Consider the following 13278-nt stretch of genomic DNA (forward strand, 5'->3'; position numbering starts at 1 on the left):
GTCAGCAAATAGCATCATTATTATTTCTTCTCAGCCGTCAGGGGTAATTCAATACGGAAACAAACGTCCGCATCTTCAACGGCAACCAGTTGCAGCTCTCCATGCATGCGGCGAATACAGTCCTGGGCGATACTCAACCCCAGACCGCTGCCTTTCACAGCCCCTTTTCGTTGCTGGCTACCCTGGTAAAAAGGTTCAAATATCATCGCGCGCTCGGCCTGCGGGATCGGGGTTCCGGTGTTTGCCACCTCGATAATAACCCGTCCGTGTAATTCCCGGCTGCGGACCCAAATAGTACCGGATTCAGCCCCGTAGTGCACCGCATTGGAATAGAGATTGTCCACCACGCGCCGCAATAATGTCGGCTCAGCCAGACAGGTCGGCGCATCAATCGTGACCTCACTGCGGATCTTCTTGGCGCGTGCCGGCAGGCTGTTAGCCGTCACGACATCATCAACCAGCGATTTCAGATCAACGGCCACACTGAGCGTCGGCACATCAGCCAGTTGGCGATTGTAATCAAGCAGTTGTTCGATAAGCGTCTGCAAATGGCGGCTGCTGCTGTTGAGGATAGCCACCACTTCTTTTTGATCTGACGTCAGCGGACCGGCGACTTCATCCGCCAGCAGTTCTGTCCCTTCACGCATGCTGGCGAGCGGGGTTTTAAGTTCGTGGGAAATATGGCGCAGGAATTCGTGACGCTGCGATTCCAGCCATGCCAGACGCTCGCTCAGCCAGACGATGCGCTGCACCAGAGAACGGATTTCGCGTGGCCCTTTAAATCGGGTGACATCCCCCAGATTACGCCCTTCCCCCAGCCGGTTAATCATCCGTTCGACGCCTTTTACCGGCCCGATTATCATGCGGGTGAACAGCAGCACCAGCGCGCCACTGAGCAGGAAAAGCACCAGCGCCTGCCAGCCAAAGAACTGACCGCGTTCGGCAATCGCGCGCTGAAGTTGTTGTCCGCGTGAGAATACGACTTCCCGCGTCGCCTGTACCATTTCGGCATTGGTGCGCGAGAAATTCTCAAGACGCGCAGAAGCGTCTTTATCCGGGGAGTTATTCTGGCAGGTCGGCTGTGTAAGCTGCGTCAGCAAGGTGCGCAGCGTCTGATAATAACGTAAATCCGGCAGTACTGAGGCATGCGCATCCAGCAGCTGGGAATATTGTTTGTGCTGATTCTGATAAAGGCGGGAAAGTGTCGGATCGTCGAGAACGCAATACTGGCGATAACTGCGCTCCATTTCCAGCGCAATACTGGACATCGATTCGCTGCGGCGGGCGTCACTGAGCGTAGTCCGGTTGATTCGCGCCGCCTGACGGCTCAGTTGATCAAGGCTGTCATAGGCCTGATAGGCGAGCACCAGCAAGGGCAGCAGCACCAGCAGGAAAGCCATCAGTACCAGCTGACGTAGCGAACCGGGGAATAAACGTCCTCTTTTCAACGCATTCATCTCATTTATCACAGATAAAGTCATGCTAGCGGACAACGGTTTAAACAGCCAGTGTCTGAGAGGATACGAAAAGTGTTTAAATGGGCGAAGTATGAGAAGTATGAGAAGTATGAGAAGTATGAGAAGTATGAGAAGTATGAAGGGTGGGTATTGCTGAACATCCAGACGGATGTTCAGCAAACCGGAAGAGGTGGTGCCTCACTCAACGTGTCGTTCGATGTTTGATAACGTGCTTGCGCAACGATTATCGGTCGGGTGAACGATAGGCACCGTTTCTTTGGCGTCATTCGGACATTATGAGCATATCAACGCTTTCGCGTGAGCCAATCATAATCAGGTGAATGAGCAACTCCGCTAATCTAGCACGTTCCGTGCCAATGTTTAATAAAAATTATCATATAGCTGTATTTAAAGGATATTTATAGTTAAATCATTTTCAGGCACCGGCAAAAGCACGGTTAACTTGATGAATAAACAACCTTTGCGTCGCCAAAAAACAACACAATTGAGAAATAAAAAAATATCCTTTAAATATCATAAAATTAAATGTCGCCAAAAAGAGACAACAATAACGTCCATTGTCGTCATTTTATGACATCTGGCTGTCAGTGGTTGATCACAACCTTTTTACTAAGCTGTTTATGGCTGTACATCGCCTGATCAGAATCTGCCAGTAAGGCCTGCACACCCGGATCGCCGGTCTCCAGCGGATTATCATAAACACACTCATCGCGTTGGGTGCTGTGTACAAGCATGATGGCATTATCGAGAATGGCATGTGCGCAGAAGATGGGAGTGCGCCGCTAGTTTTAAATAAGATTAAATTAGGATTTTTATTACCAATAATACTTTTCGATACATTGAAACGCCCGTAATACGCTGAAGATGGCATCGTCTTCAGAGAAGTCTGTAAAGTAAAACAGGCGCCATCAGCAATAAAGGTAACAACCCGCATCCTCCGTTCTGATTTCCAGCCCAACATTACAATCCCTCAGACAATATCGGGCTGTTAATGTAAGAGGTTTCCCCCTGTAATTATTCTTAATATGTTATTAACTATATGAAAAACATGAACATGATATATTTTTCATCTGTTGTCGCTTTGTTTGACTCTCCCGAATCAATAACAATACGCACGTTTACAGGATGTAGAAAATGCCATTTCTCAAAAAAAAAACCGCAAAACTATCCCCGGAAGGACTACTGCTAGCTGAGCAGGAAAATAAAAAAATGCTCGAAATGCAGAGAATGGCCACCCTGCAAAGCTGGTCTGTTCTTCCTGAGGACCATGTCTTAGTCCACACTTTCCAACTGCACGAAAGTCCGTTCTGCCGCCAGGATGCCGCTTCTTTGTTTAATGGCTGGGATATCTTCAGCACATCACTGGTTGATTTAAAAGATATTAAAAAACTCACGGCAGAGACCTCAAGGTACACCGGGATGTATCACAACGTCGCGCTGGTACTTGAAGTCCCCCGACAAAATATACTCGGCACATTCCCGCGTGACGTTAATTTTATCAACCATGCAGGACGGGAATACTACAACCCCGCAGGAGCGGTGGTCAGACCCTACGAACTTGTGGACTGTATTAAGAGCGGCAGAGGGAAAGGGAAATTCAGATGTGCCGGTGGATACCAGCAACTTTTAACGCCTGCAAATCTCATGACGCAAGATAATCTGATTCGTAAACAATACAGCCACAATGAAATACTCGTTATCGGACGCCCGGGCCTGAATTTATATGCAGGGCTGCCTCCCACTCAAAACATCCGGGTGACCAAAGTGTTAGGCGTCGATAGAACCCTGTTCCCTGACTACAGTAATGTCCATTTTGATCACATGAAGACCACGGAAGAGATCGGAAAACACGTTGCCCGGCTCAACAACGTGCCCTTCGAGATGATCTGACTCAACGGCCGGCATCAATGCTCGCTAAAGCCCAGCGAATTAGGTGTCGGAACCGGTTGTTCGCAGTCTGCGGGATTATCAGCTTTCGCCGGATCACACATCACCGCCTGCGGTGGCAGGAAGATATGGTCGAGGATCGCCCGCGCGGTCGGCCCGGCCACCACACCGTCGCCGCCGCCATTTTCCATGATCAGCGCCATCACCACCGTCGGATGTTTGTAAGGCGCAAACGCCGTGTAGAAGATGTGGTCACGTAAGCGAACCGGCGTCATTTTAGCGTTATAAACCTGATTCTCACGCAGGCTGAAAACCTGCGAGGTGCCGGATTTCGCCGCAATCTGATAAGGCGCGGTGTGGAATAATTTATAGCCGGTACCATTCGGGAAATTGGCCATGCCAAACATGCCGTTTTTCACAATCCCCCAGATTGGCGATTTCGGATCCGCTATTTGCTGCGTCGGCGGCATTTTATATGGCGTAATCACTTTGCCGCTTTTTGCTGAATAAAGCAGATGGGGCGTTTCCAGCTTACCGTTATTCACCAGCGCACTGAGCGCACGCACCATCTGAATTGGCGTCGCAACCCAATAGCCCTGCCCGATGCCGACAGAAACCGTATCCCCCTGATACCAGCCTTTTTTATGGACTTTCATTTTCCATTCACGACTTGGCAGCACGCCACTATATTGCTCGTCGAGATCTATCCCGCTCGACTGCCCGTAGCCAAATTTACTCAGCCAGGTATGAATACGATCGATGCCCATTTCATAGGCCACCTGATAGAAGAAGGTATCGGCAGACTCCTCAATCGCCTTGGTCACGTTCAGCATACCGTGGCCGGTTTTCAGCCAGTCGCGGTAATGGCGTTCGGTGCCCGGCAGCGTCCAGGTCGGCGCACCAAAGAAGGTGGTTTGCGGAGTGATCACCCCTTCAAACAACGCCGACGTGGCCATAAAAGGTTTGACCGTGGAAGCTGGCGGATAAAGCCCCTGCGTAACACGGTTGATCAACGGCAGGTCAGGGTTTTTCAGTAACGCACTGTATTGCTTAGTGGAAATTCCGTTCACAAACGGATTCGGATCATAACTCGGGCTGGAGACCATGGCTTTAATGCCGCCGTCCCGGGGATCCATCACTACGACCGCCGCACGCTGACCTTTCAGGACTTTCTCGATGTACTGCTGCAACCCCAGATCCAGCGTCAGATAGATATTTTGTCCGGCCTGCGGCGGAACCTCTTTGAGCAGGCGCACCACGTGGCCGTGGTTATCCACTTCCACTTCCTGATAACCGGTACGGCCATGCAGAATATTTTCATAGTACTTTTCAACGCCCTGCTTGCCGATATCGTGGTCAGCAGCGTAATTCTCCGAAATACCTTCGGCATCAAGACGTTTGGCATCTTTATCGTTAATTTTAGACACGTAGCCGACCACGTGCGCCAGCTCCGCGCCATAAGGATAACGACGCTGCTGATACGTGCTGATGGAAACGCCGGGGAAATCAAACTGGTTCACGGAAAAACGGGCGACTTCCACATCGGTCAGCGCCAGCTTCAGCGGTATCTGTGCAAAACGACGGCCGTGGATCATGGCATCGTGGAAACTGTCCAGATCGTCTTGTGTGAGATCGACAATCGGTTTCAGTGCGTTCAGCGTGGCGTTAAGATCCGGCACTTTGCCCGGGATCACTTCAATCTGATAGAGGGTAATGTTTTGCGCCAGCACCACGCCGTTGCGATCCATAATCAGCCCGCGGCTTGGGGCGATCGGCAGCATTTTGATGTCATTCTGATTTGAGCGGGTCTGGTAAAAATCGTGCATGCCCACCTGCAGATGGTACAGATTGAACACCAGCGCAGAAGACAGCAGGATCACGACCAAAAATGCAATCACGGCACGACGAACGAAAAGGACGGACTCGGCGGTATGGTCGCGAATTTCGTCGTTAAGTAAGGCCATAAGCGGGCAAATACCTTTTTTGTCTGCTTCTTGAAGCGGGCGAAATGAATAAACGGAGACTGGAAAAGTGCGAAAGGATAGCCCGTCATGCCACGGACGACTATAAGAAGTGTGCTAATGAACTGGCAGGAGTGTTTCTATTTATTGCAGTGCGATATTGCAGGGCGCTGAGACATGGCTCATGCGCCCACAGGGATCAGAAAACGCCCGGATAAAGATTTTTACTTCGCGGTATTCACTTTGCAATCACCGTAAACATACCCTTCGGTCTGGGTTGCCACAACAAAGCTGTCTTTGACGTGAATATACATCAGGTTATCTTGCGCGCCCGCTTTCATGGGCTGATTATCTTTGCCGATGATATCCGTCAGTTCAGGGCTGGTGACCATTTTGCTGCCATCAGGGGAGAAACTGAACGTATTCCCCGCATCATAAACCTGGGCATTTTTGTTCACGACTTCAGAAACATCATTGCCATCATCAGACTGAGTATGATGAGTTAACACGCACTGATACTGCGTGACAGCCGATGCTGAAAACGACGCCAGCGCCAAAATCACCGTCACACAACTGCCTAACCTGACCATCAGATGAATCCATAAAGTGAGCAAGAGGCCCATGCTATCACTTGTCTGGCTGATAGAAAGAGCCTGTCGAAGAAATATTCACAGGCTAAATACTTTAAGCCAAATTATTGAATAAGCACCGGTGATGTGATGATTATCTGGACAAAAAAGGAAAGCTTTTTGCCTGTTTTCGTACTCTGTTTGTTTACTTATTATTTGTACTGCCGGTAAGGAAGTTTCTGCCTATAATTCGCAGATTGTACTTAAGCCAGATTGTTCTTAAGCCAGATTGTTCTTAAGCAAAATAGTACGTGAGCCGTCAGCAAAGGATCGAGATGAAATCGTTTAAAGTACCCGGTACGCAAATGCATTTACGCTTCCATGAATTGTCCGGGATGGGGGTTCCGCTGGTTTTTATTCACGGTCTGGGATGTGCGTCTTCCTGCGATTTTCCGCGCGTGGCGACTGATGCGTCATTACGTCCGCGCCGCTCACTGTTGCTCGATTTGGCAGGTTCAGGCTACAGCGATAAGCCCGATGATTTCAGCTACAGCCTGCAGGCACATGTTGATTGCGTGATTGTCTGGCTTGAAAGCCTCGGCGTACCGCAGGTCAACTTAATCGGTCATAGCATGGGCGGCAGTATCGCCATTATGGTGGCGGCGCAACGTCCTGATCTGATCCAGCGTCTGATTGTCGCCGAGCCGAATCTGGACGCCGGGGGCGGAATATTCAGCCGCGCAGTTGCCCAGTATTCTGAAGAAGACTATCTGCGCGAAGGCCACGGGCATCTGATTAAGGTGGCGGTTCGCGGAAATGATCACATCTGGGCAGGATGCATGGGCATTGCCTCACCGCTGGCGATCCACCGTCAGGCGGTCGGGCTGGTCAATGGCGAAAAGGTGTCGTGGCGCGAACAGCTTTATCAACTGAAAATGCCCGCGACCGTATTGTTTGGTGAGTTTTCACTTCCGGAGCCTGATGTCGCCGTTCTGCCGCTGCATGGCATTCAGACCGCTGTCGTGCCGCAGGCAGGTCATTCGATGATGTGGGAAAACCCGACGGGTGTGGCGGCGGCAATTAATACCGCGCTGAATGCACAGGTGTTGTAAGTCATAACGAAAAAACAGTGATATCTTCCTGATGCTCAAGCAGGTACGCAAACTGGCTGACTTGTTTGGGCTCAGGAGCAGAACGCAATTGCAGTGCCAGATTAATGTTTTCCAATATTCCTGCGCTTTCAACCAGCACATCACTGGCCGTGATACGTCCTTCGCTGACCAACCAGCCCGCAACGTCTTTCCATCGCCAGAGAGGCGAATTCCCCTTAAGCCGCTGGACAGGATTGGGGAAATTACGCGGACCTCTTGCACCTTCCTTCAATAACGCCACTGACTGCCGGGTCAGTCCCGTCAGCCCGGCAATATCACTCAACCCGACTAAAACAGTATCCACTGACTCAACACGTGCATTCAGGCCTGCAGATTCAATGTCACGGATAGCTGTCATGATTGCTTTTGCCAGGGAATCACTTTCCCGGTCAAATTCCAGATAAACTGAGGTGCCATAAAAGGCAATCAGGGCATCGTCACAACCGCTCTCGAAGAGCGCATCTTCCAGCCTTGTAGTATCGGAGGTGACACCTGAAAGTGTCAGTGTGAAGTTATGAAGTGGCAAAGAATTTCCTTATTCAGGGGGCAGAAAAAGGCGGTTTCCCGCCTAGAATTACGGCTTATCGGGAGAGCAAGGTTCTACCCTTCTGACGATCTGAGCAGCATGATTTTCCGGATTTCGGGGAGTAGACCAGATACTCATCATATGTTCCCGATGAGCAGGTATTCCACACCGAATCCGACCAAAGCAGTGTGAGCTGCTGCCGCCACCGACAAAATGCCAGCCTTTAGAAATCGCATATTCAATGGCTGCGTGAATATGTTTATTAGGATGTGCCTTCATTGGCCTCCTGTTGCTGTAGTATAACCACCCGTTGACATTCGTCAACACCAGCGTGCATACGTCCTCATGCACGCCGGAAGTGTATCCCTGCAACAGGGACTAAAACCTTGAAAAAATGACAATTTGAAAAATATATATTGCGGCTTTTAATCCGCTTAAAATTTCCCTGCCAGAATCTTCTGTGCCTCTTCCGGCGTCAGGGGATAATCAAAGAAACGGCGGTAAAAGTCCTGGGTGGCCTGCACCATATTCAGATCCGGGAATAGCGCCGGATGCAGCTTCTGAGCCGCCCACTGGATTTGTAGCGCGGTCTCCGTGCCATAACGATCCCAGGGAAAAACGCCTGCCGGATTTCGCCACACGCGCCCCCGTTTCACCGCGTCCAGCAGCGCAAACTGACTGGCATACGCCGATGTTGAAATATCTCCGGCGCTGGCAGCCAGAATAATCACATCCGGCTGCCACGCCAGCAGTTGTTCAGCGGAGACCGACTGCATATTGCCCTTCAGCCCGTCGGCCGCATTACGCCCCCCAGCCGCGCGGATCCACTGGTCGATCAGCGTATCGCTGCCATCCACTTTCAGCGGATCCAGTGACTGAATATGTAATACACGCGGACGCTGCTGTACGTTCAGGCTTACCGTTTTCGAGGCAATCGTCTGTAAATGATCGTCCAGATAATGAATGTAATCCTCTGCACGTTTTGCAGCCTGCGGCGTGCCCAGCACCTGCGCGGTGGTGCGCAGGGAATGCTTCATGGAATCGAAATCGGTGAATTTCATCTCAACCACCGGTAAACCAGCCTGACGCAGCGCAACCGCATCACGGTTACCGGCACTGACAAACACTACATCCACTCTCATCGCCAGCAGACTTTCAGCATTAAAGGTGGTGCCTTTTACCGACAGCGCCTGATTCAGCGACGGCTGAATGTGAAACATCCACGGCTGGCTTTCGGGATGATTTACCGTAGCAACGATTTCCCCTCCTGCGCCGAGCGTCATCAGCAGGGAATGATGCGCGTACCAGGCATCAGCGATCCGATCCACCCTGGCAGGCAGCAAAACCTGTTTTCCTGAATCATCCGTCACTTCGCGGGTTGCACTGATGCTGCCCAGACTGAAAAGACTCAGCCCGAGCGCCAGAATCAAACCTGTCAGTAATTTCATTTCTGTTCCTCAGAGGACTTAAAACTCAAGCTGCATCGATACCTGCGCCATGCGTGGCGCGCCGAGTTGTGCTGAAGCATTACCCGCACCGCTGTAACCGTTCAGGCCACCGGGCACAATATTGGTCCAGTAATGGCGATTGGTCAGGTTAGTCAGATCGAAGCGGAACGTGGTGTTGGTATTGAACAGACGCGTGCGGTAGCTGCTTCCGGCATCAAACACTGCGTAGCTGCCAACCCAGTTATCGTTGGCGTTATCCGTCGGGCGTTTGCCGACATAATGCACGTTCGCGTCCAGATCCAAACCTTCAACCTGTGGCAGACTCCAGACTGTCAGCAGATTTGCGGTCACACGGGACAAGCCGACGATTTGTTTGTTCTCGCTGGAAGCCGACGCGGTATCACGCAGTTTTGGATCAAGGAAGGTCACGCCGCCAAAAATGTGCACGTCGCGGCTCACGTTGCCATCTGCCATCAGTTCCAGCCCACGGTTGCGCTGATTGCCGTCGTTGGCAAACTCGCCGTCCTGCAACGTGTAAGCAAACGGACGATCAATCTGGAACAGCGCCGCCGACAGATTCGCTTTACCGACACGCAATTTGCTGCCGACTTCAATCTGCTTGCTGCGGTACGGTGCGGTGATTTGCCCTGCGTTGGTCGAGCCAGCCGGCGCGGTATCGCCCTGCTGCAGGCTGTCGGCGTAGGTGGTATAAAGCGTCAGGTTATCAACCGGTTTATACATCAGACTGGCCGAACCGCTGAAACCGCTGTCGTTTGAGTCGCTGGTGCGCTGACGGGTTTTGGCATAGTTCGCCGAGGTCAGGAAGCTTTCGCTGCCTGCCAGTAACAGACTCCATTTTGGCGAGAAGGTCAGCGTATCGCCCACCGAGAATGCCTGCTGGGTGCTGGTCGCGGAATGATAACGGTCAGAGAAATCGGGGTAATCCGGCTCGGCGAAATGTTGCAAATCATTGATATTGCCGCTGCCCAGCGTCGCTGTACCGCCATTAATCGGGTTGTAGTTTTTCCACACGAAACCGCGCATACCCAAGGCTACATCATGCTGCAGCCAGCCGGTATTCACCGTGCCGTTCAGGGTCGCCATATAACTGTTGATGACAAAACGCGTCGCCGTCGCGCTCGACACCGTGGTTTTGTAATCGCCTTTATTATTGACCAGCGTATTGGTCACCGCCGTTGACTGGCGATCGGCAACCTGATGCAGGAAGCCAATATCCGACTGCCAGTTACCGTCAAAATCATGTTTGAGATGCGCGCTGTAGGTGCTGGTGTGATTGTCATCACCGGCATAAGTTTGCCCAAGATTACGCTGCGTCGGGTTCATGGCTTTCGGGAATGCCACGCCGCTCGCCAGTGCAAAGGTGCCAGGCAGGCCTTTTGTCACATAGCGGTAATAGCTAAAATTGGTTTCCAGTACGGTCTGATCGGTGAGCTGAAAATCCAGCGCCAGACTGGCAAGCTGGCGTTTTTTACTGCTGCCGGAGGTATAACTTCCGCCCTGATCATTGAGCAGATTCAGGCGATAACGTACGCGCTCGCCGCTGTCCAGCGGACCGCTTACATCCAGCGCACCCAGTCCGGAAATCCCGGTTCCCATACCCAGCGTCAGGCTGTTTTTCGTGGTGTAGCCCGGACGTTTGGAGACAAAATTAAACATCCCTGCCGGGTTTGCCGGCCCGTAAAGCGAACCCGCCAGCCCGTTGAGCACTTCAATTTGCTGGAACTGTTCCGCCGGATAATCGGTGGTCGATACGACATTCAGTCCGTCGATCATTGAGTTCTGCACCACGCTGCCCTGGATCCCACGCGTCTGCGGGCGGGCGCCGTCACCCTGTACCGATGGCAGATATTTGTACACGTCTTTGACGCTTTTGACCTGCTGGCGGGTGATGACACTTTCCGGCACGGACTGTACGGAATAAGGCGTATTGAGCACATCGCGTTTGCCCAGCACGCCCATCGTGGCGCTTTGCGAACTGGAGGCGGAGGGATCCCCGGCATCGATGTCGGCATTTTTCGCACTGCCGTTAACCGTAATGGTGTCGGATGTTCCGGCTGCCAGCGCGGATCCTGCAGACAAAAGAAGGCCGCAAGCGCCAGCCAGAAGCGGCGCCTTTATTTTACTTTGCATTTGTGTTCAGTCCCTTAAGGAATAAAAAAACGGTGTCCGCTGTTCAGATCGATTTGTTGTACCTGTGTCTGATAAATGCGGGAAATCAACGCACTGTCCACCACTTCTGACGGCGCGCCATCGGCTATCAGCCGACTTTCGTGCAGCACTAATGCCCGGCTGGCGGCCATCAGTGCGTGTTCCGGCTGATGAGTGATCATCAGTAACGTGTAACCTTTTGCAGCCAGGGTTTTAAGCTGCGTCAGCAGATGCAACTGATGACCGTAATCGAGGCCATTCACCGGTTCATCGAGCAGAATGACCGGCGTGTCCTGCACCAGCGCGCGGGTGATCAGCACCCGCTGGCGCTCGCCGCCGGAAAGATCGGTGTAAATGCGTGCAGATAAATGTGCGATACCGTTGTCTTCAAACGCCAGCTCAACGCGCGAAATATCCTGCGGCGACGGGCTTCTGACCATGCCATTTACGGGCAATCTTCCCTGCATGACCACCTGCCAGGCAGTGAAGGGAAAATGGGGCTGATGATGTTGCGGGACATAGGCAACATGACGGGCTATTTCGCGCCGTTTCAGGGTGGAAAGCGGCATTCCAGCCAGTTCAATGTGGCCGCTGGCGGGCGCTATCAAGCGCAACAACAATTTCAGCAGCGTGCTTTTTCCCGCCCCGTTCGCGCCAAGTAACGCCACGCATTCTCCGGCCTTCAGGTCGAAAGAAATGTTATCGAGCAAGGTGTGCTGACCCAGCCGATATGAGAGATTTTTAACCGAGAGACGTTTAGCAGAAGCAGTCATGCCCAGCCCCGCCGGACAGTTTTCAGCAGCGCGATAAATGCCAGCGCACCGAGAAGTTCGGTGATGATGCCCAGCGGAATTTCGCCCGGTGCCAGCGTCCGCGCCAGACCGTCGCACAGCAGCAGAAAACAGCCGCCCAGACAGACCGCCACCGGCAATAACCAGACGTTACTCGCGCCCACCAGCAGACGAGTCAGATGCGGGATAAGTAACCCGACCCAACCCACCATACCGGCAATACTGACCGTCAGCGCAGAGATCAGCGTCGCCAGAATAATGATGCCATAGCGGTAAAAACGCACCGGCACGCCAAGGCTGTATGCCTCATCCTCACTGAGTGTCATCACATCCAGCACCCGCCCGATAGCAGCCAGCAGCACAATGGCGACAACCAGCACCGGCGCGGTCAGCAACAGCGCGTGATTATCGACCGCACTCAGACTTCCGAGCATCCAGTACACAATCGCGGGCAACTGATCCTGCGGATCAGCGACGTATTTCACGATCGACAACAGTCCGGTAAACAAGGCATTGCTGATGATGCCGCCCAGGATAAGCATCAGAATGGACGATGAGGCAAACAGGCTGGCGATACCCACACCCAGCGCCACCGCCAGTAAACCCGCCGCACAGGCCAGCGCGGGGATCCACAAACCGTTTAGCCCGATCACGATGCCGAGCGCCGCACCGAATGCGCAACCGCTCAGCACGCCAAGCAAGCCCGGCGACACCAGCGGATTACGAAACACAGCCTGATACGCTGCACCGGAAACCGACAACCCGGCGCCAACCAGCACCGCTGCCACAATCCGTGGCAAACGTGAATCAATAATAATGTTATGCAGCAGCGCGTGATCCGGCGCTGACGCATCAGAGCCGATGAAATTCATCAATATGCCAAATGAAACCGGATATCTGCCAATGGTCAGTGAATACATTATTCCGGCCAGCAACAGCAGCAGGCTGAGAATAAAACACCGGCGTGGCGTCAGAAGTCGGGCGCGCTGGAGCGGTGACGCAGGCGCCGGTTCCACAGAAAGAGTCATTTGTTAGCACTGAAAGTAAAAATGAGGAGTGCCGGAAGGGTACGACCAAATGCCGGTGAGCACAACGTTATGTACCAAATGATACAACGAAACCTTTGTAACAAAATTTGTAACCGCGACTGAAAAACTAAATGACGGATTAGTGATCCAGATCAACTAAAACCCGCGCCCCGCAAGGGCTGCAGCGGTGTTTTAAGTCCAATTCCGGGGTGTTTTTAGCCCAAAAATGGCGACTCATACCGTCATGGATGCATTTCATTCCGCAACTCA

At 52.4% G+C, this 13278-nt stretch carries 12 protein-coding genes; 2 read left to right on the forward strand and 10 right to left on the reverse strand.

Going from position 1 to position 13278, the window contains the following annotated elements; all coding sequences use genetic code 11:
• Positions 1 to 20: 20 nt before the first annotated feature.
• Positions 21 to 1457 carry a HAMP domain-containing sensor histidine kinase gene (locus EC840_RS20260; RefSeq protein WP_132966776.1) on the reverse strand — a complete coding sequence of 479 codons (1437 nt, stop codon included), beginning with the start codon at positions 1455 to 1457 and terminating at the stop codon, positions 21 to 23.
• A 605-nt stretch (positions 1458 to 2062) separates the two neighbouring features.
• Positions 2063 to 2212 carry a hypothetical protein gene (locus tag EC840_RS25300; RefSeq protein ID WP_159282031.1) on the reverse strand — a complete coding sequence of 50 codons (150 nt, stop codon included), beginning with the start codon at positions 2210 to 2212 and terminating at the stop codon, positions 2063 to 2065.
• 400 nt (positions 2213 to 2612) lie between these two features.
• On the opposite strand from EC840_RS25300, the gene EC840_RS20265 reads away from it, so the two are divergent.
• The gene (locus EC840_RS20265; protein ID WP_132966778.1) at positions 2613 to 3368 is read left to right on the forward strand and encodes a hypothetical protein; all 756 of its coding nucleotides are present in this window, start codon (positions 2613 to 2615) and stop codon (positions 3366 to 3368) included.
• Positions 3369 to 3382: 14 nt separating this feature from the next.
• On the opposite strand, the gene mrdA is transcribed toward EC840_RS20265, so the two are convergent.
• Complete coding sequence (gene mrdA / locus EC840_RS20270; RefSeq protein ID WP_132966780.1) at positions 3383 to 5329, reverse strand: penicillin-binding protein 2; 1947 nt, start codon at positions 5327 to 5329, stop codon at positions 3383 to 3385.
• Between the two features lie 221 nt (positions 5330 to 5550).
• Positions 5551 to 5916, reverse strand: a complete 366-nt coding sequence (locus tag EC840_RS20275; RefSeq protein WP_112288972.1) for a hypothetical protein — start codon at positions 5914 to 5916, stop codon at positions 5551 to 5553.
• Positions 5917 to 6230: 314 nt separating this feature from the next.
• Here EC840_RS20275 and EC840_RS20280 point away from each other — a divergent pair, with 314 nt between their 5' ends.
• On the forward strand, positions 6231 to 7007 hold the full coding sequence (locus EC840_RS20280) for an alpha/beta hydrolase (protein WP_132966782.1): 777 nt from the start codon (positions 6231 to 6233) through the stop codon (positions 7005 to 7007).
• Between the two features lies 1 nt (position 7008).
• Here the strand turns inward: EC840_RS20280 and EC840_RS20285 are convergent, their stop codons facing one another.
• From EC840_RS20285 to EC840_RS20310, 6 genes are all read right to left on the reverse strand, one after another.
• Positions 7009 to 7572 (reverse strand): DNA-binding protein, encoded by a 564-nt coding sequence (locus EC840_RS20285; RefSeq protein WP_113875959.1) that lies wholly within the window; start codon positions 7570 to 7572, stop codon positions 7009 to 7011.
• Between the two features lie 48 nt (positions 7573 to 7620).
• On the reverse strand, positions 7621 to 7851 hold the full coding sequence (locus EC840_RS25585; protein ID WP_120161506.1) for a hypothetical protein: 231 nt from the start codon (positions 7849 to 7851) through the stop codon (positions 7621 to 7623).
• A 155-nt stretch (positions 7852 to 8006) separates the two neighbouring features.
• Positions 8007 to 9020, reverse strand: a complete 1014-nt coding sequence (locus EC840_RS20295; RefSeq protein WP_132966784.1) for an ABC transporter substrate-binding protein — start codon at positions 9018 to 9020, stop codon at positions 8007 to 8009.
• Positions 9021 to 9038: 18 nt separating this feature from the next.
• A complete protein-coding gene (locus tag EC840_RS20300; protein ID WP_132966786.1) occupies positions 9039 to 11171 on the reverse strand; it encodes a TonB-dependent receptor in 2133 nt (710 codons plus the stop codon).
• A 14-nt stretch (positions 11172 to 11185) separates the two neighbouring features.
• Positions 11186 to 11962: an ABC transporter ATP-binding protein gene (locus EC840_RS20305; protein WP_132966788.1), complete on the reverse strand. Its 777-nt coding sequence runs from the start codon at positions 11960 to 11962 to the stop codon at positions 11186 to 11188.
• Positions 11959 to 13008, reverse strand: a complete 1050-nt coding sequence (locus EC840_RS20310; protein ID WP_132966790.1) for an iron ABC transporter permease — start codon at positions 13006 to 13008, stop codon at positions 11959 to 11961. Before EC840_RS20310 ends, EC840_RS20305 begins: the two co-directional genes overlap by 4 nt.
• Between the last annotated feature and the right edge of the window lie 270 nt (positions 13009 to 13278).

Origin of the sequence: Rahnella sp. JUb53 (assembly GCF_004346065.1) — a bacterium.
In the GTDB taxonomy this organism is placed as follows: Bacteria; Pseudomonadota; Gammaproteobacteria; order Enterobacterales; family Enterobacteriaceae; genus Rahnella; species Rahnella variigena.

Bases quoted from the DNA above. Each gene is read 5' to 3' on its own strand.
- EC840_RS20260 (WP_132966776.1), bottom strand. From the start codon at position 1,457: ATGAATGCGTTGAAAAGAGGACGTTTATTCCCCGGTTCGCTACGTCAG.
- EC840_RS25300 (WP_159282031.1), bottom strand. From the start codon at position 2,212: ATGCTTGTACACAGCACCCAACGCGATGAGTGTGTTTATGATAATCCG.
- EC840_RS20265 (WP_132966778.1), top strand. From the start codon at position 2,613: ATGCCATTTCTCAAAAAAAAAACCGCAAAACTATCCCCGGAAGGACTA.
- mrdA (WP_132966780.1), bottom strand. From the start codon at position 5,329: ATGGCCTTACTTAACGACGAAATTCGCGACCATACCGCCGAGTCCGTC.
- EC840_RS20275 (WP_112288972.1), bottom strand. From the start codon at position 5,916: ATGGTCAGGTTAGGCAGTTGTGTGACGGTGATTTTGGCGCTGGCGTCG.
- EC840_RS20280 (WP_132966782.1), top strand. From the start codon at position 6,231: ATGAAATCGTTTAAAGTACCCGGTACGCAAATGCATTTACGCTTCCAT.
- EC840_RS25585 (WP_120161506.1), bottom strand. From the start codon at position 7,851: ATGAAGGCACATCCTAATAAACATATTCACGCAGCCATTGAATATGCG.
- EC840_RS20295 (WP_132966784.1), bottom strand. From the start codon at position 9,020: ATGAAATTACTGACAGGTTTGATTCTGGCGCTCGGGCTGAGTCTTTTC.
- EC840_RS20300 (WP_132966786.1), bottom strand. From the start codon at position 11,171: ATGCAAAGTAAAATAAAGGCGCCGCTTCTGGCTGGCGCTTGCGGCCTT.
- EC840_RS20305 (WP_132966788.1), bottom strand. From the start codon at position 11,962: ATGACTGCTTCTGCTAAACGTCTCTCGGTTAAAAATCTCTCATATCGG.
- EC840_RS20310 (WP_132966790.1), bottom strand. From the start codon at position 13,008: ATGACTCTTTCTGTGGAACCGGCGCCTGCGTCACCGCTCCAGCGCGCC.